Source organism: Variovorax sp. TBS-050B (genome assembly GCF_029893635.1).
In the GTDB taxonomy this organism is placed as follows: domain Bacteria; phylum Pseudomonadota; class Gammaproteobacteria; order Burkholderiales; family Burkholderiaceae_C; genus Variovorax.
The window spans coordinates 3,139,225-3,156,376 of sequence record NZ_JARXYR010000002.1; the positions used below are offsets into that span (position 1 = coordinate 3,139,225).

The 17,152-nt window shown below is 70.8% G+C and carries 18 protein-coding genes and 1 pseudogene; 13 read left to right on the plus strand and 6 right to left on the minus strand.

The window, feature by feature from the left end:
* Nucleotides 1–47 precede the first annotated feature (47 nt).
* Together M2165_RS17580 and M2165_RS17585 are read right to left on the minus strand one after the other, a co-directional pair.
* Nucleotides 48–704 (minus strand): glutathione S-transferase, encoded by a 657-nt coding sequence (locus tag M2165_RS17580; RefSeq protein WP_280815872.1) that lies wholly within the window; start codon nt 702–704, stop codon nt 48–50.
* Nucleotides 705–741: 37 nt separating this feature from the next.
* Nucleotides 742–1,206 (minus strand): transcriptional repressor, encoded by a 465-nt coding sequence (locus M2165_RS17585; RefSeq protein WP_280815873.1) that lies wholly within the window; start codon nt 1,204–1,206, stop codon nt 742–744.
* 120 nt (nt 1,207–1,326) lie between these two features.
* Here M2165_RS17585 and M2165_RS17590 point away from each other — a divergent pair, with 120 nt between their 5' ends.
* The 6 genes from M2165_RS17590 (at nt 1,327) to M2165_RS17615 (ending at nt 6,311) form a co-directional block, all read left to right on the plus strand.
* Nucleotides 1,327–1,992 carry a dienelactone hydrolase family protein gene (locus tag M2165_RS17590; RefSeq protein WP_280815874.1) on the plus strand — a complete coding sequence of 222 codons (666 nt, stop codon included), beginning with the start codon at nt 1,327–1,329 and terminating at the stop codon, nt 1,990–1,992.
* A 132-nt stretch (nt 1,993–2,124) separates the two neighbouring features.
* Nucleotides 2,125–3,681 (plus strand): glutamate--cysteine ligase, encoded by a 1,557-nt coding sequence (gshA, locus tag M2165_RS17595; RefSeq protein ID WP_280815875.1) that lies wholly within the window; start codon nt 2,125–2,127, stop codon nt 3,679–3,681.
* 189 nt (nt 3,682–3,870) lie between these two features.
* A complete protein-coding gene (locus M2165_RS17600; RefSeq protein WP_280815876.1) occupies nt 3,871–4,251 on the plus strand; it encodes a response regulator transcription factor in 381 nt (126 codons plus the stop codon).
* 116 nt (nt 4,252–4,367) lie between these two features.
* Nucleotides 4,368–5,297 carry an SDR family NAD(P)-dependent oxidoreductase gene (locus M2165_RS17605; protein ID WP_280815877.1) on the plus strand — a complete coding sequence of 310 codons (930 nt, stop codon included), beginning with the start codon at nt 4,368–4,370 and terminating at the stop codon, nt 5,295–5,297.
* A 113-nt stretch (nt 5,298–5,410) separates the two neighbouring features.
* Complete coding sequence (locus M2165_RS17610) at nt 5,411–5,839, plus strand: nuclear transport factor 2 family protein (RefSeq protein WP_280815878.1); 429 nt, start codon at nt 5,411–5,413, stop codon at nt 5,837–5,839.
* Nucleotides 5,829–6,311, plus strand: coding sequence for a MerR family transcriptional regulator (locus tag M2165_RS17615; protein ID WP_280815879.1), 483 nt, complete (start codon nt 5,829–5,831; stop codon nt 6,309–6,311). Before M2165_RS17610 ends, M2165_RS17615 begins: the two co-directional genes overlap by 11 nt.
* Here the strand turns inward: M2165_RS17615 and M2165_RS17620 are convergent.
* The 3 genes from M2165_RS17620 to bamE all read right to left on the minus strand — a co-directional run bounded on the left by M2165_RS17620 (nt 6,298) and on the right by bamE (nt 7,926).
* Nucleotides 6,298–6,660 carry an HPF/RaiA family ribosome-associated protein gene (locus M2165_RS17620; RefSeq protein ID WP_280815880.1) on the minus strand — a complete coding sequence of 121 codons (363 nt, stop codon included), beginning with the start codon at nt 6,658–6,660 and terminating at the stop codon, nt 6,298–6,300. The two genes, M2165_RS17615 and M2165_RS17620, sit on opposite strands and share 14 nt — an antisense overlap.
* A 101-nt stretch (nt 6,661–6,761) precedes the next feature.
* On the minus strand, nt 6,762–7,190 hold the full coding sequence (locus tag M2165_RS17625; RefSeq protein WP_280815881.1) for a CBS domain-containing protein: 429 nt from the start codon (nt 7,188–7,190) through the stop codon (nt 6,762–6,764).
* Between the two features lie 136 nt (nt 7,191–7,326).
* Nucleotides 7,327–7,926 carry an outer membrane protein assembly factor BamE gene (bamE, locus tag M2165_RS17630; protein WP_280815882.1) on the minus strand — a complete coding sequence of 200 codons (600 nt, stop codon included), beginning with the start codon at nt 7,924–7,926 and terminating at the stop codon, nt 7,327–7,329.
* A gap of 159 nt (nt 7,927–8,085) precedes the next feature.
* Here bamE and ylqF point away from each other — a divergent pair, with 159 nt between their 5' ends.
* From ylqF to M2165_RS17665, 7 genes and pseudogenes are all read left to right on the plus strand, one after another.
* Entirely contained in the window at nt 8,086–9,054 is a 969-nt protein-coding gene (gene ylqF / locus M2165_RS17635) for a ribosome biogenesis GTPase YlqF (protein WP_280815883.1), read from the plus strand.
* A 114-nt stretch (nt 9,055–9,168) separates the two neighbouring features.
* A complete protein-coding gene (locus M2165_RS17640) occupies nt 9,169–9,333 on the plus strand; it encodes a hypothetical protein (RefSeq protein ID WP_280815884.1) in 165 nt (54 codons plus the stop codon).
* Nucleotides 9,334–9,443: 110 nt separating this feature from the next.
* Nucleotides 9,444–10,151, plus strand: a complete 708-nt coding sequence (locus tag M2165_RS17645; protein ID WP_280815885.1) for an ABC transporter ATP-binding protein — start codon at nt 9,444–9,446, stop codon at nt 10,149–10,151.
* A gap of 13 nt (nt 10,152–10,164) precedes the next feature.
* The gene (locus M2165_RS17650) at nt 10,165–11,571 is read left to right on the plus strand and encodes an ABC transporter permease subunit (RefSeq protein ID WP_280817566.1); all 1,407 of its coding nucleotides are present in this window, start codon (nt 10,165–10,167) and stop codon (nt 11,569–11,571) included.
* Nucleotides 11,572–11,647: 76 nt separating this feature from the next.
* Nucleotides 11,648–12,433, plus strand: a pseudogene (locus M2165_RS17655) (ABC transporter permease); the annotation flags it as partial.
* A gap of 343 nt (nt 12,434–12,776) precedes the next feature.
* Nucleotides 12,777–13,058 carry a DUF3526 domain-containing protein gene (locus M2165_RS17660; RefSeq protein ID WP_280817567.1) on the plus strand — a complete coding sequence of 94 codons (282 nt, stop codon included), beginning with the start codon at nt 12,777–12,779 and terminating at the stop codon, nt 13,056–13,058.
* A 46-nt stretch (nt 13,059–13,104) separates the two neighbouring features.
* Nucleotides 13,105–15,288: a TonB-dependent receptor gene (locus M2165_RS17665; RefSeq protein WP_280815886.1), complete on the plus strand. Its 2,184-nt coding sequence runs from the start codon at nt 13,105–13,107 to the stop codon at nt 15,286–15,288.
* 18 nt (nt 15,289–15,306) lie between these two features.
* Here M2165_RS17665 and M2165_RS17670 read toward each other — a convergent pair whose 3' ends face one another.
* On the minus strand, nt 15,307–16,971 hold the full coding sequence (locus M2165_RS17670) for a mucoidy inhibitor MuiA family protein (protein WP_280815887.1): 1,665 nt from the start codon (nt 16,969–16,971) through the stop codon (nt 15,307–15,309).
* Nucleotides 16,972–17,152: the final 181 nt, after the last annotated feature.

Genomic DNA, 17,152 nt, shown 5'->3' on the forward strand with positions numbered 1-17,152 from the left:
GCCCGTACGGGCTGCGGTGCGAGCCCCTTCGGGCGGCCGGGCGGGGCTCATGAAGGAAAGACCACGCCCGCCTCGCCCGACCGCCACGGCGCATGCTTGTGCATCGCGCGCTCGAACAGCGCCGAGGCGGTCCAGCCCGCGAGCCAGGCGCGCAGCTGCGGCCACGGCTGCTGCGCGAACCAGCCGGGCTCGACCATCGCGAACTGCCGCACGAAAGGCATGACGGCCGCATCGGCGAGCGCGGCCTCGGTGCCGAAGAGCTGCGGCGTCGCGGCCAGCCTCTGTTCGAGCCGCAGCAGGAACTGCGCACCTCGCGCGCGCGCTTCCGCGGGCGCGGCGCCGTCGAAGCGCTCGGGGTACTTGTAGCGATCGAGTTCGGGCTTGAAGCCGTCGTCGCAGGCCGTCACGAGCGCGAGCATCTCGTCGAGCGTGCCCGCCTCGGGCGCGAGCCAGCGCAGCGGATCGCTGCGGCCGAGCGCCCAGCGCATGATCTCCAGGCTCTGCGCGAGCACCGAGCCGTCGGCCAGCACCAGCACCGGCACCGTGCCCTCGGGCGAGGCGGCGAGCATCTCGGCGGGCTTGTTCTTCAGCACCACTTCGCGCAGCTCGCAGCGCTGGCCGCTCGCCAGCAGCGCGAGCCGCGCGCGCATCGCATACGGACAGCGCCGGAAGCTGTAGAGGACGGGCAGGGCGGTGGCGGGCATCGGGCGTCCGAGTCTAAGACGCGCCGGCCGCGGCGCCTCAGGTCCTGCAGTCCCCGCAGGTCCCGTGCAGCGTGAGCGCGGCCCGGCGCGCGTCGATGCCGTGCTTGCGCAGCTCGCGGCCGAGCCGGCTCATGACCCTGGGCAGCGCCGGGTCGGCCGGCAGCGCGAGCACCTTGTGGCACTGGTCGCACTCGAAGACATGGCCGGAGGCGGCTTCCACGTGGCGCGAGAAGCGGTTGACCCGGTCGGCGGCCACGCGGCGGTCGCACAGGCCGGCTTCGACGAGCCGGTCGAGCACGCGGTAGATGGTCACGCGGTCGGGCCGTTCGCCGGCGGCGGCGGTGTAGGCGGCGACCACCTCGTCGTGCGTGAGCGGCTGGGCCGCGTGCTCGAGCAGCGCGAGCACGGTCTGCGCGGCGCGCGTCACGCGCAGGCCGGCCGCGCGCAGCAGGGCGTCGCCGTCGAAGGGCGTGGCAGCGGCGGCTGAGGAGGGCTTCGGCATCGGGCGCATGGGCTTGGCGGAGAACCGCCATTGTGTTGCATTCCGCAACCCCGCGCGCCAAGGGGTCCGAATGCGCTAAGGTCCGGTTTTCGCCGATTTTCCGAATACCTTCTGCCGACCATGTCCCGTCCTCCGATCGAAATCGAAACCGCCCCCCACCCCACCGCCGCGGTGATCGTGATGCACGGCCTCGGCGCCGACGGCAACGACTTCGTGCCGATCGCGAGCGAACTCGACCTGTCGAGCGTGGGCCCGGTGCGTTTCGTGTTCCCCAATGCGCCGGTGATTCCCGTGACCATCAACGGCGGCTACCAGATGCCGGCCTGGTACGACATCGCCGTGGCCGACCTCGTCGTGCGCGAGGACGAGGCCGGCCTGCGCCGCTCGCAGGCCGCGATCGAGGCGCTGATCGCGAACGAGAAGGCGCGCGGCATCCCGGCCGGGCGCATCGTGGTGGCGGGCTTCTCGCAGGGCTGCGCGATGGCGCTGATGACGGGGCTGCGCCACACCGAGCGGCTCGCGGGCATCGTCGGCCTCTCGGGCTACCTGCCGATCGCGGCCACCACCGCGGCCGAGCGGCATGCGGCCAACCACGAGACGCCGGTGTTCCTCGCGCACGGGCGGCAGGATCCGGTGGTGCCGATCGCACGCGCGCTGCAGTCGCGCGATGCGCTCGCGGCGCTGGGCCATGCGGTCGAATGGCACGAGTACCCGATGGCGCATTCGGTCTGCATGGAGGAGATCGCCGACCTCAACCGCTTCCTGCTGCGCGTGCTCGTGCCCTGAGGTGCATCGTGGCTGCTGCTATCGAAATCGGAGCGGCGCGCAGCATAGCCGATGCAGGGATTCCCTGCACGAGCAGTGCCCGCGCCGCCGTGCTACCTTCCAGCCCCTCAGAGATTGACGGGTCATAACAATATGAGCAGCAGATTGCAGGAGCGGTTGGGTGCGCTCTCGGCGGGGCGGTTGAAGGGCATGCGCCGGGGCATCGAGAAGGAGAGCCTGCGTGCGGATCCCGACGGCAAGCTCGCGCTCACGCCCCATCCGGCCGCCCTGGGATCGGCGCTGACCCATCCGCACATCACGACCGACTTCAGCGAATCGCAGCTCGAGCTCATCACCGGCGTGCATGCCGACGTGGATGCGGCGCTCGAGGAACTGACGCGCGTGCACCAGTTCACCTACCGCGTGCTCGATTCGCTCGGCGACGAGCGGCTCTGGGTGTCGAGCATGCCCTGCGGCCTGCCGACCGACGAGACCATCCCGATCGGGCGCTACGGTTCGTCGAACGTGGGGCGCGCGAAGAGCGTCTACCGCATGGGCCTGAGCCACCGCTACGGCCGGCGCATGCAGACCATCTCCGGCATCCACTACAACTGGTCGCTGCCCGAGGTGTCGAGCGACGAATACTTCGCGCTCATCCGCAACTTCCGCCGCCACGCCTTCCTCCTGCTCTACCTGTTCGGCGCCTCGCCCGCGCTGTGCTCGAGCTTCGTCGCGGGCCGGCCGCACCAGCTGCAGCCGCTCGGCGACGGCAGCATGTTCATGCCGCACGGCACCTCGCTGCGCATGGGGCGGCTCGGCTACCAGAGCGACGCCCAGGCCTCGCTCGCGGTGAGCTACAACAGCCTCGAGGGCTACGGCGCCTCGCTGCAGGATGCGCTGACGCGGCCCTGGCCGGCCTACGAGGCCATCGGCATCCGCAACCTCGGCGGCGACTACAACCAGCTCGCCACCAGCCTGCTGCAGATCGAGAACGAGTTCTACGGCACCATCCGCCCGAAGCGCGTCATCAACCCCGGCGAGCGCCCGCTGCATGCGCTGCGCGAACGCGGCGTGGAATACGTCGAGGTGCGGCTGATGGACCTCGATCCCTTCGAGCCCGTGGGCATCAGCGCGCAGACCATGCGTTTCCTCGACGTGTTCCTGCTGCACTGCCTGCTCGGCGACAGCCCCGACGACACGCCGCAGGAGATCGCCGAACTCGCCCACAACCAGCACCTCACGGCCGCATGCGGACGCGAGCCGGGCCTGAAGCTGCTGCGCGGCGGCCGCGAGGTGGCGCTCGCCGACTGGGGCGTGGAGCTGGTCGAGCAGTGCCTGCCGATCGCCGCCGCGCTCGATGCCGCGCACGGCGGCACGCTGCATGCCGAGGCCGTGCGCGCCGCGCTGGCCGCGCTGCAGGCACCCGACAGCCTGCCGTCGGCGCGCGTGCTCGCGGCGGTGGCGTCGCGGCACGGCAATTCCTTCATCGGCTTCGTGCGCGCCCAGTCGGAGCAGACGCGCGCCGCCATGCTCGCGCTGCCGTTCTCGGCCGCGCAGCAGGCGGAATTCGAGCGCATGACCGAGGATTCGATCCAGGAGCAGAAGCGCATCGAGGCCGCCGACACCATGCCCTTCGAGATCTACCGCGAGCAGTACGTGTCGCCCGCGCGGCTCGGCATCGGCCACGGGCGGATGGCCGTCGCGGCCTGAGTTTTCCTGTCCTCCGCGTCTCACCGGCGCCCCGCCGGCCTGACGACAATCGAGGTCGCCAATGGCCTACAGGCATTGGCCGGCATGGCTCACCGCAGGCGTCGCCACGGCGGCGACCATCGGTTCCATGCATCCGCCAAGTACCAGTTTTTCCCCCTTTCGGCGCCGGGCCGCGCCGGAGGTGCCGGCATGACTTTCAAGGCCTATCTCGTCGAGGACAGCGCGCTCATCCGCGAGAACCTCGTCGGGTTCCTGCATGACGTGGCCGACGCCGACGTGGTGGCCTGCGCCAGCACCGAGGAAGAGGCGGTGAAGTGGCTGCAGCACCATCGGGACGACTGGGACCTGGCGATCGTCGACCTGTTCCTGGAGCGCGGCAACGGCCTGGGCGTGGTGCGGGCCTGCCGCAACCGCCGGGCGCGGCAGAAGGTGGTGGTGCTGAGCAACTACGCCACCTCCGACATGCGCCGGCGCTCGGCCCAGCTCGGCGCCGACGCCTTCTTCGACAAGTCGGCCGAGCTCGACCAGCTGGTGGTGTACTGCGAAAGCCTGCGTCACGCGCGCGACTGAGCGCACGCCGGGGCGGCCGGTCCGCCGCGCCTTTCTGGGGTAAAACGCACGCGGCCGCCGCAGGCCGCGGCGGCCGCACACCCGATTCCTCCCCCAGAGAAGCAGCGAGAGCAACCATGAGCAACGGCAACACCATCGATTTCAAGGGCCGCGTGGCCATCGTCACGGGCGCGGGCGGCGGCCTGGGCCGCCAGCATGCACTGGCCCTCGCGGCGCGCGGCGCCCGGGTGGTGGTCAACGACCTCGGCGGCGCGGCCGACGGCTCGGGCGGCTCGGCGAGCGCCGCGCAGGCGGTGGTCGAGGAGATCCGCGCCGCGGGCGGCGAGGCCATCGCCAACGGTGCCTCGGTGACCGACTTCGCCGCGGTGGAGGCGATGGTGCAGCAGGCCGTGGACGCCTGGGGGCGGGTCGACATCCTCGTCAACAACGCCGGCATCCTGCGCGACAAGAGCTTCGCCAAGATGGACCTGGCCGACTTCAGGCTCGTGGTCGACGTGCACCTGATGGGCGCGGTCCACTGCACCAAGGCCGTCTGGGGCCTGATGAACGCGCAGAAGTACGGCCGCATCGTGATGACCACGTCGTCCTCGGGCCTGTACGGCAACTTCGGCCAGAGCAACTACGGCGCGGCCAAGCTCGCGCTGGTCGGGCTGATGCAGACCTTGAGCATCGAGGGTGCGAAGAACGACATCCGCGTGAACTGCCTCGCGCCGACCGCCGCCACGCGCATGACCGAGGGCCTGATGCCGCAGGAAGTGCTGGACGCGCTCAGGCCCGAAGCCGTCGTGCCCGCGATGCTGGTGCTGGCCGCGGAGAATGCGCCGAACCGCACCATCCTGTGCGCCGGGGCCGGCACCTTCGAGGCGGCCCACATCACGCTGACGCAGGGCGCATGGCTCGGCGTCGGCCCCGACACGCCCGAGCAGCTCGCCGCGCGCCTGGCCGAAGTGAGCTCGCGCGAGGGCGAGACCGTGCCGCAGAGCGGTGCCGCGCAGGGCACCAACGGGGTCGGCCAGGCGATGAAGGCCCGCGCCTCGCGCGGCTGAGCGCGGCGCGGCCCGCGCACAGGGCGCTTGACCTCGCGTGCACTCGAGCATTTCCAATGAAAACGCCGGCGCAATGCCGGCCCATCCATTCATTGACATCGAGGAAAGCAGCCATGAAGCACACGACGCAAGAGAACAAGGCGCTGGTCGCGCACATCCATTCGGAGCTGGACAAGGGGAACGGGCAGGCCTTCATCGACAGCCTGGCCGATGACGCGCGCTGGACGCTGGAGGGCACCACGCCGTGGTCGCGCACCTACGACGGCAAGGCGGCCATCCGCGAAGAGCTCATCAGGCCGCTGTTCGCGCAGTTCGCCGCGCCCTACGTGAGCCGCACCGAGCGCATCATTGCCGAGGACGACCGGGTGGTGGTGCTGTTCAGCGGCGACGTGCCCACCAAGGCCGGCAAGCGCTACAACAAGCGCTATTGCTACGTCTACCGAATCGAAGGAGGCAAGGTGAAGGAACTGACCGAATACTTCGACACCGCCCTGGTGCAGCAGGCGCTCGAGGCGCCGCCCGCGCCCGCCCATGCCGGCTGAGCGCGGGGCGCCGTTCCACATCGGCGAGCTCGCCACGCGCACCGGCCGCACGGTGCATGCGATCCGCTGGTACGAGGCGCAGGGGCTGGTGCCCGGCGTGGTGCGCGACCAGGGCGGACGGCGCCTCTACGGCGAGCTGCACGTCGGCTGGCTCGACCTGATGGACCGGCTGCGCCGCACCGGCATGTCGATCGCCGAGATGCGCGCCTACACCGCGCTCGCGCTGCAGGGCAGGACCACGCTGCACGAACGCCGGCAGATGCTCGCGGCGCACCGCGCACGCGTGCTGGAGACCATCGGCGAGTGGAAGCGGGCGCTGTCGCTGGTCGACCGCAAGATCGATTTCTACGACGCCTGGATGCAGACCGGCCAGCGGCCGCCGCTGCTCCCGCAGACGGACGAAGCGCCCGCCCCGCCGCCTGCGCGCAGGGCCCGCGGCGCCCGCCAGCCCGGCAAGGCTATTCGGCGATGAAGCCCGAGCTGTCCTTGCGGATCGACTCGCGGTCGCGGTGGCTGTTCAGCCGGCCCAGCGTGTGGTCGAGCAGCCGCTTGAGCTTGTCGGCCGCGCCGCGGAACGCCTCGTCGAGGCCGGTGGCGTGCTGGGTCACGACCAGCGGCTGGTGGTGCGCGAGGCGGGCCTCCATCACGCAGCACTTGCCGGCGGGGCCGGCCTTCTCATGGTTCTCGTCGCTCAGATGCACCTCGACGCGCGTCACGTCGTCGACGAAGCGGCCGAGCTGCTGCTTGATCTCCGCATCGGCCCAGCGCTCGAGCGCCTCCTTGTTGTCGACGCCGTTGCCCGTGTTGACCTGAATCTGCATGCATGTCTCCCTGTCGATGAGATGGACGAGCCCCTACTGTGGACCCGGTTCGCTGCCGCGGCGCGTAGGCGTGTGCCCCATGCTGCCGAGGGAGGCGGCGTTCAGCTCTGGATGTAGGTGGTGAGCTGCGCGATGGTTTCCTCGTGGTCGGAAATGATGTCGTCCATCAGGTCCTGGATCGAGATCATGCCCACGACCCTGTCGCCATCGACCACCGGCAGGTGGCGGAACTTGCGCTGGCTCATCAGCGCCATGCAGGCGCGGGTGCGCGTCTGCGGCGTCACGGTCATCACGTCGGGCGTCATGATCTCCGCGACCTTCACTTCCTTGGAGTTCTTGCCCTGCAGCGCCACCTTGCGGGTGTAGTCGCGCTCGGAGAGAAAGCCCACCAGCTTCTCGCCCTCCATCACCATCAGCGCGCCGACCTCGAAGCGGGCCAGCGTTTCGAGCGCATCGAACACCGTGGCGTTCGGCGAGGTGCGCCAGGCGGCGGAATCATGGCGTTTGAGCAGTTCGGAGACGGGTTTCATCGCGTTCACTCCATCCATCAAAAGTTCTAGCTTCGACCGACGCGCCCATGCGCCGCCCTCGAACAAATGATAGGGGCGGAACTGCCCGCCTCGATGTAAAAAACTTCTTCAGTGCGCGCGCCCGCGCGCACGCCGCTCAGGGTGCCGTCGCGCGCACCCGCGCGAGCGACACCGGGTCGCCCACCACCGCTTTCACGAGGCCCTGGTCGTCGAAGCTCACCTGGTACTCCGACCAGCTGTCGCGCCAGTAGCGCCAGGTGGGCGCTTCCAGGTTCGGCGTTTCGCTGGCGATGGGATAGCCGATCGCCATCAGCACCTGTTCGCGCGTCATGCCGGGCATGACCTTGCCCGCGAGGATGGCGTCGCGGACCGGGCCGGAGAAGGCGGCGATCTTCTGCTTCGGGTCTTCGGCCACCACGTAGCGCTTCGCGAAGTCGATCAGCGTGATGTTGCGGCTGTAGTCGTTGTTGATCCGCTGCGGCTTGCCCGCGAGGTCGAGCTTGAAGAAGCGGAAGTCGTAGGCCGTGATGCGCGCCGGCGTGCCCACGGCCACGACGTGCGTGCCCTGCTCGTCGTAGTTGATGTCGCTGATCGCGCTGCCGTAGCTGCGCATGTTGCAGCACAGATAGCCGTCGATCATCGGCCCCTGGGGCGGCGACGGGCGCTGGGCATGGGCGACGGGCGCGGACACGGCGGTGGCTGCCAGCAGGGCGGCAGCGGCAAGGCGCTTGAACATGGATTTCCCTCTGTGGTTATGGCGGACGCGCGGCGTGCGGCCCGCGCGGATTCTAGAGGCCGTGCCCCGCGCAGCTATCGAAAGCGTAGCGCCGCCGGCCGGGCCGCGCGCACCGTTCACAATGCAGGCCCTCCCAGCGAAAGAGAAAGAACACCTCCGATGGCGATCCAGTGGTTCCCCGGTCACATGCACTCGACCCAGAAGGCCATCACCGAACGCGTGAAGGACATCGACGTGGTCATCGAGCTGCTCGACGCGCGGCTGCCGGGCTCGAGCGCCAACCCGATGCTGGCCGGGCTCACGGCCGGGCGCCCGGCGCTCAAGGTGCTCAACAAGCAGGACCTCGCGGACCCCGATCGCACGGCGCTCTGGCTCGCGCACTACAACGCGCTGCCGGACACGCGCGCCATCGCGCTCGACGCCAGCCAGACCACGCCCGCGCAGGCCATCGTGCGCGCCTGCCACGCGCTCTCGCCCCAGCGCGGGGGCCTCGCCAAGCCCATGCGCGTGCTGATCTGCGGCATTCCGAACGTGGGCAAGTCCACGCTCATCAACACGCTCACCGGCAGCCGCAAGGCCAAGACCGGCGACGAGGCCGGCATCACCAAGCTGGAGCAGCGCATCACGCTGGCCGACGACTTCTACCTCTGGGACACGCCCGGCATGCTGTGGCCGCGCATCATCGTGCCGAAGAGCGGCTACAACCTCGCGGCGAGCGGCGCGGTCGGGCGCAACGCCTTCGACGAGGAAGAGGTGGCGCTCGAACTGCTCGGCTACCTGAAGGCGAACTACGCGAGTGGGGTCGCCGAGCGCTTCAAGCTCGCGCACGATGCGGCGGCGATCGCGGCCATGAAGGACGAGGAACTGCTCGAAGCCATCGGCCGCAAGCGCGGCGCGCTGCTCGGCAAGGGGCGCGTCAACCTGCAGAAGGCGGCCGAGATCGTGATGCACGAATTCCGCGCCGGCAACCTCGGGCGCATCACGCTCGAAACGCCGGAGGAGTTCGGCCGCTGGCTCGCGGAGGGCCAGCGCGCCGATGCCGAGCGCGCCGCGAAGAAGGCGGCGCGCGGGAAGAAGGGCGGCAAGCCGCAGCCGCAGCCTGAGGCGGAGCCCGGGCAGGACGGCTGACGCGGCGGGGCGTCGCGCCGGATGCGCGGTCAGGCTGCAGTCCGTTCAAACTGCTATTGAGAATTGATTAGCAACAACGTATGATCCGGGCTCTTCGAGTTTTCGACCGAGCCCATGCACATCCTGACCTCCCTCCAGGAAGCCAAAGACGGCGACCGCGATCTGCCCGCCCGTGATGCGGCGCGGCCGCTTCCGCGACGCCGGTCCACCTGGCCCTTGCGTCCAGGCGCGGCAGGCCGGCGCGAAGAACGAGCACAACAGGCGTTGAACGAACGCTGACCCCCGGCGGGCCTTCCGCCGCTTTCCCACGACCGAACAGCCCTGCATCGGCGCGCGCGCCGGCGCAGGCCCGCGCACGTCGCCTGCTTTTTCACTGGACCCGATCCCCCATGCTCCGAGCCATCGGCCTCACCAAACACTACGGCACGCACACCGCGCTCGACCGTCTCGACCTCGACGTGCGCGGCGGCGACATCTACTGCCTGCTGGGCGCGAACGGCGCGGGCAAGACGACCACGATCAACCTGTTCCTCAACTTCATCGCGCCCAGCGGCGGCACGGTGGAGATCAACGGCGTCGACGTCACGCGCCATCCGGTCGCGACCAAGCAGGACGTGGCGTACATCCCCGAGCAGGTCACGCTCTACGGCACCCTCTCTGGGCTGGAGAACCTGCGCTTCTTCGCGGGGCTCGCGCTCGGGCGCGAGCTGCCGCGCGCGCGCCTGCTGGAACTCATGACCGAGGTCGGGCTCGACACCGCGGCGGCCGACAAGCGCGTGTCGGCGTACTCCAAGGGCATGCGGCAGAAGGTGTGGATCGCGGTGGCGCTCGCGAAGGAGGCCAAGGCGCTGCTGCTCGACGAACCCACCTCCGGGCTCGATCCGCATGCGGCCGCCGAATTCTCGGACCTGCTGCGCCGCGCGGCCGACAGCGGCGTGGCCGTGCTCACCACCACGCACGACCTGTTCCACGCGCAGCAGACCGCCACGCGCGTCGGCATCATGAAGAGCGGGCGCCTGGTGGACAGCCTCGACGGCGAGGCGCAGATCGCGCGCACCGACCTGCAGTCGCTCTACCTGCAGCACATGAGGGCTTGAGATGAGGACCGAAATGCTGCTGCTGCCGCACTGGATCGCGCGGCGCGAATTCCTCGAACGCCTGCGCGACGGGCGCCTGTACTGGGCCGGCGGGCTCGTGGTGGTGCTGCTCCTCACCGCGCTCGCCGTGGGCTGGTCGCACCAGCGCGCCGCGCGCGCCGAGCAGGTCGCCGCGCAGGCCATGGACTACCACGACTGGCTGCACCAGGACAGCCGCCATCCGCACGACGCGGCCCACCAGGGCATGCATGCCTTCAAGCCCGAGCCGCCGCTGTCGATGGTCGACTCCGGCATCGATCCCTTCATCGGCAGCACCGTGTGGCTGCAGGCGCACCGCCAGAGCGAAGTGAAGTTCAACGCCGCACAGGACGCCACCGGCCTGCAGCGCTTCGGCAGCCTCTCGGTCGGCTGGGTGCTGCAGGTGCTCGGGCCGCTGCTGGTGATCGTGCTGGGCTTCAACGCCTTCGCGGGCGAGCGCGAGCAGGGCATCCTGCGGCAGACGCTGAGCCTGGGCGTGGCACCGCTGCGGCTGCTCGCGGGCAAGGCGCTGGCGCTGGCGGCATCGCTCGCGGCGCTGCTGGCGCCGGCGGCCGTCGTCGCGGCCATCGCGGTGGCGGCGGGCGCGGCACCGGGCGAGCGCGCCGATGCGCTGCTGCGGCTGGCCGCGTGGTCGCTCGGCTATGCGGTGTACCTGGGCATCTTCGTCTTCGTGGTGCTGGGGGTGTCGGCCCTCGCGTCGAGCTCGCGCATGGCGATCACCGTGCTGCTCGCGCTCTGGATCGGGCAGGCGGTGATGGCGCCGCGCGTGCTGTCCGAACTCTCGCGCAACTGGTTCCCGAGCCCGACTCGGCTGGTATTCAACCAGCAGCTCGGCGCGGAACTCAAGGCCGTGTCGGACCGGGTCTGGCAGCAGAACTTCGGCACCACCGAGCGCTGGGGCCGCGACGTGCCGCTGAGCAAATGGGGCATCGCGCTGCGGCTCGACGACCAGGCCTCCTACCCGGTGTACGACCGGCACTACAACCGCCTCTGGGACACCTGGGAGCGCCAGCAGGCGATGCAGGAGTGGAGCGGACTCGTGCTGCCGATCCTCGCGGTGCGCAGCTTCTCGATGGGCATGGCGGGCACCGACTTCGCGCACCACCGCCGCTTCACCACCGCGGCCGAAGGGCACCGCCGCCAGATCCAGGACCTGATGAGCAGGGACCTGGTGGCGCATGCCGATCCGCTCGGCGACCGCCATTTCTCCTACCAGGCGCCGCCCGAGCTCTGGGCCACCGTGCCGCCGTTCGACTACCGGCCGCCGGGCGCGGGCTGGGCGCTCGCGCGGCAGGCGCGCAGCTTCGCCGTGCTGTGTGCCGGTCTGCTGCTCGCGGCCGCCTTCGCGGCTTTCGCCACCCAGCGCCAGCGCGCACTCTGAAAGGGAGATCGGCATGCAGATCCATCCTCCCCAGGGCCGCCGCCTGCTGGCCGTGATGCGCCAGGAAATCCGCCTGATGCTGGCCGAGCGCGGCCTGTGGGTCGTCGGCGCGCTGTTCCTGCTGCTCGTGGCCTATGCGCTCGGCAACGGCCTGCAGCAGACCGCGCGGCGCGATCGCGCGCAGGCGGCCGTCGCGCAGGCCGACCGCGACACGCGCGCCGCGCAGCGCGTGCAGCTCGAGGCCATCCTCGCCGGCACCGCGCAGCCCACGCCGTTCGAGAACCCCGCCGATCCGGCGCGCATGGCGAGCGGCTACGGCGGCCCGCACGTGCTGCTGCCGAGCGCGCCGCTCGGTCCGGTCGCGCTGGGCCAGAGCGACCTGTTCCCGAGCCAGTACAAGGTCACCAACCAGAGCCGCGTGACGTTCATGAACCCGAGCGACATCGAGAACCCGTGGCATCTGCTGAGCGGGCATTTCGACCTGGCCTTCGTCATCGTCTACCTGCTGCCGCTGCTGATCTTCGCGCTCAGCTACAACCTGCTGTCGGCGGAGCGCGAGAACGGCACCCTGCGGCTTCTGCTCTCGCAGCCGCTGCGGCTGCGCACGCTGCTCGCCGGCAAGCTCACGGTGCGCGCCGCGGTGCTGCTGGGGCCGGCCGTGCTGCTGCCGGTGGCGGTGCTCTGGATGGCGCGCCACGCGGGGCTGGCCGGCGGCGCCGGCAGCGCCACGCTGTGGTGGGCGCTGCTCGTGGGCGCCTATGCGCTGTTCTGGTTCGCGCTGGTGGTGGCGGTCAATGCCTTCGGCGCCTCCTCGGCCACGAATGCGATGGTGCTCGTGATCGCATGGGTGCTGCTGGTGCTGGTGGCGCCGGTGCTGCTCAACCTGGCGGTCACGCAGTTCAGCCCGGCGCCCTCGCGCACCGAACTCGCCACGCGACAGCGCGTTCTCACGGCCGAGGCGATGAAGCGCCACCAGGACCTGCTGGGCACCGAGTACCAGCACGTCGGCCGCGGCGCGGTGCTGGTGCCGCGCGACGGCAAGATCGAGATCGCCGGCCGTGCGCTCGCCAACTACCGGATCGAGCGCGAGGTGGACGAGGCCATCCGTCCGCTGCTGGAGCGCTTCGAGGCGCAGCAGGCACGGCAGCAGGCGCTGCTGGGCCGCTTCGGCGCGGTGTCGCCAGCCGCGGTGGCCTACGAGGGCAATGACCGCGCTGGCGGGCAACGGCGCACGGCGCCACGCGCGCTTCGACGCGCAGACCGTGGCCTTCCACGAGGCCTGGAAAGCCTTCTTCTTCCCACGCATCGATGCGCGCGACGCGCTCACGCCGACGGACTTCGACCGCATCCCGGCCTTCGCCTGGCGCGAGGAGCCCGCCGGCCTGCTGCGCGGCCAGGCTGCCATCGCGGTGCTGCAGCTGCTGGTGCCGGGCCTGCTGCTGCTCGCGCTCGCCGCATGGCGCCTGCGCCGTTTCTCGGTCGCGTGAGGCCGCGTCCGTTTTCACTTCAATCGCAACCAGGGAGATTCCAACAATGACCAGATGCCATCGCACCGCCATCGCGCTCGCCGCGGTCGCCGCCTTGCAGGCGGTCCATGCGCAGGGCAGCAGCGGCGAGCTCGGCACCATCACCGTCGAAGGCAGCCGCGACCCCGGCAGCCTGAACCTCGAGGCGCCCAGCGGGGCCGCCTCGCGGCTCGGCCTGTCGGTGCGCGAGACGCCGGCCTCGGTGGAGATTCTTTCGCAGGAGGCGATGCAGCAGCGCGGCGCACGCACCTTCAGCGAAGCGCTGCGCGGCATGGCGGGCCTGTCGGGCGGCGGTCCGCCGTCGGCGCCCACCACGCTCTCCACCCGCGGCTTCACCAGCCTGCAGTACCTCTACGACGGCGTGCGCAGTTCCGGCGCGGGCGTGGTCAACCGGGTGCAGGACACCTGGAACTACGAGCGCATCGAAGTGCTGAAGGGCCCGGCCTCGGTGCTCGACGGCGAAGGCGCAATCGGCGGCGTCGTCAACTTCGTGACCAAGCGGCCCGACCGCAGCAATCCGAACAAGGAGGCGCTGCTCTCGTACGGCAGCCACGGCTCCACGCGCACGGCCTTCGGCTTCGGCGGAGGGCTGGGCGACAGCAGCGCCTACCGCATCGACTACAGCCGCAACGACGGCAAGGTCGGCAGCATCGACCGCAACGGCGAGCGGATCGACCATCTCACCAGCGGGCTGCTGCTCGACCTCGGCGGCTCGGTGAAGCTCGACCTCTCGTTCGACTACCTGCGCGACGACAACCGCGCCTACTGGGGCACGCCGCTCGTGCCGCGCAGCTTCGCCACGCAGCCGACCGGCGTGGTCAGCACGCCCGACGGCCGCGTGATCGACGCGCGCATGACGCGCACCAACTACAACGTGCTCGACGACGAGAACGCCTCCGAGACCTACTGGCTGCGCGCGCGCCTGACCGGGCAGCTCGGCGGCGGCTGGTCGTGGCGCAACGAGCTGTCGGCCAACAGGTCGAACCGCGTGTTCCGCAACTCGGAGAGCGCCACCTTCGTGGCACCGGCCCACATCGCGCGCGACCAGACGCTGATCACCCACGACCAGGACTTCTGGCTCGAGCGCTTCGATGCCACGCACAAGGGCACGCTCGGCGGGATGGACAACCGCTTCGTGATCGGCGGCGAGTACAGCGAGACGCGCTTCGGCAGCCAGCGCCGCTTCTCCGACCGCAGCGCTTTCACTGCGAATGCGCTGCGCGTTTCGGTGTTCGACCCCTACGTGGGCCTGTTCAACGACGACCCGGCGCTCAGCACCGGCGGCGGCAACCGCACCGACACCTTCACCAAGGCGCGGGTGAGTTCGGTCTTCGTGGAAGACGCGCTCAAGCCCACGCGAAACCTCACGCTCGTCGCCGGCCTGCGCCACGACCGCACCGAGGTCGACCGCGGCGTCGTCGACCTGAACCTGGGAAGCTCGACGCGCTACGGCGCCAGCTACCGCGCCACCTCGGGGCGCCTGGGCGCGGTGTACGACCTCACGCCCTCATCGAGCGTCTATGCGCAGTACACCAACGCCACGCTGCCGGTGAGTTCGCTGTTCCTGCTGTCGGCCTCGAGCGCGGCATTTCCGATGTCGCGCGGCAGGCAGGCCGAGGTGGGCTTCAAGCAGAGCCTGCCCGAGGCCAACCTGTCGTGGACCGCGGCGGCCTACAGGATCGAACTCGACAACGTGCTCTCGCGCGATCCGACCAACCCCTCCAACACGGTGAACAACGGGCGCCAGTCCTCGCGCGGCCTGGAGCTGTCGGCGGTCTGGAAGCCCGCGCGCGAATGGACGCTGGCGGGCAATCTGGCGGTGCTCGACGCGCGCTTCGACACGCTGGTGGAGGCGGGCAACGTCTCGCGCGTGGGCATGACGCCGCCGAACGTGCCGGAGCGCGTGGCGAACCTGTTCGCGACCTACCGGCCGGACGGCTCGAAGTTCGAATACTTCGTCTCGCTGAACCGCACCGGCCATATGTTCACCGACAACGCCAACGAGATCCGCATCAACGGCCACACCACCCTCGATGCGGCGATGAGCTACCGGTTGAAGAACGCATTGCTGAGCTTTCGCGTGCGCAACCTGACCGACAAGCTCTACGCCACCTGGGTCGGACGCAGCACGAGCCAGGTGCTGCTCGCGCCGCGGCGGACCTTCGAGGTGGCGGCCAGGTTCGACTTCTGACGCTGCGGCGCGGCGTGCTCAGCGCGTCTGCAGCCGCGCGTCCTTGGGATAGCTGATCGTGTAGTCGGCCGCCACGCGCGCGCTGCGGCCCGCGTCGAGCGTCAGCCGCCACATCGCCAGGCCCGGCTGCTTGTTCCAGGCCAGGTCGCCGGGCTGCGGCGAGAACTGCGCCGCCACGCGCACCTGCTCGTCGACCGAGACCGGCGCCGCCTCGAGCACCTGCACCTCGATCGGCGTGCGGTGGCGGTTCTCGACCACGTAGGCACGCTGCACCTTGCGCTCGGCGCGGGTGCCCGCGAAGCCGCCCGTGCCCTGGCTGTCGTTCTCGGGCTCGGCTTGCACGCGCACCAGTTCGTCGCGGCCGAAGGAGAGCGTGAGCCGGGCGTCGTCGGGCGCGCTCCAGCGGCCGTTGCCCACGTAGCTGCCGTCGCGGTAGAGCTGCAGCGGCCCGGCCGGCCACACGCCCGCGGGCTGCGGCAGCTCGGCGACCAGGAAGGCGCTCGGGTCGATGCGCGGGCTGGTGCGCGCGGCGAGCCTGGCGGTGTCTTCATGGTGGCCGAGCGCCAGCGTGACGCGCTGGCCGTTGGAGGGCACGTCGATCAGCTGCCCCGGCGCGAATTCGGTGGCGAAGCTGTTGTCGAACACGTTCACGTCGAAGAGCGGCGGCGCCTCGGCGATCGCGCGCCGCTCGGCCACGGCGGCGGGCGCCGGCGCGGCCATCATCGGCGCCATCGCATCGGTGCTCCTGGCCTGGGGCCGCGGCGGCGGCTCGATGCCGATGCGCCATGCGCCCGGCGTGCGGCCCGCGGTCTCGCGGCGCGGCTGGCCGGTCGAGAGCACCAGCTTCACGCCCTGCCAGTCCTCGCCCGTGGCCTGCGCCACCAGCGCCTGACGCTCGATGCGCACCTTGCGCGTGGCGGTGTCGAGCAGCGCGCGGTAGCTCGGCGTCCAGCCGGGGCCGTTGACCTGGTAGCTGAGCTTCACGTCGGCGTCGGCGCTGGCGGCGAGCGTCACCGTCACCGCCATCACCTGCGCCCCCTGGCCCTGCGTGCGCTTGCGCTCGGCCAGCAGCGGATCGAGCTGGCGGTCGATGTCGGCCTGCCGGCGCTGGAGCTGGTGCTGCTTCTGCAGCGCGTCCTGGCCGGTGCGGCGCATCGCGTCGGTCATGGCCGCCAGGCCGCGCGCATCGGCCGGCGGCCGCGCGCCCTGGGCCGCTTCGCCGCTGCCGCCGGCCAGGCCGCGGAGGTAGCCGGTCACCAGGCCCAGGGCATCGTTCTCGGCCTGCAGCGCCGCCTTCTGGTCCTCGAGTTCGCGGATGCGGCCGTCGAGCGCGCTGGTCGCGCAGCGCGCCGAGCGCTCGCGCGGCTCGGTGAGCACCGAGGTCTCGCCGACGCGCACCGCGGCACCGGCCTCGACCTGCAGGCTCTGCACGTCCAGCCCGGCGGGCAGGCAGGCGAAGGTGACCGAGCGGCTGCCGGCCGCGACGCGTGCCACGCGTTCGACCGTGGCGCTGCCGGGATAGACCTTGACCTGCGTGATGCGCGAAGGCGTGGCCGCCGCGGCGCCCGCGAGGGTCTGCGCATGGGCGAGCGTGCCGAACACGGCCGCGGCCGCCACGAGGGCGGTGGTGCGCCAGCCGGCGCGCAGCGGAAGAAGGGGGGAGGGACGGGAGATGGCGGTCATCGAAAAGCCTCGTTGGTGGTTCGTTCCTCCACTCCTACGGCCGGCTTCGGCGAACGGGGTTGACGCTCCTTCAAAAAAACTGTCGCGCAGGCAACTCCCGCGGCCGCGCGCGTCGCAGTCGCGACGGCGCGCGCGGCCTGCCGTTCGTAGAGTGGCCGCGGGACCCGACGCCCCATTCGTT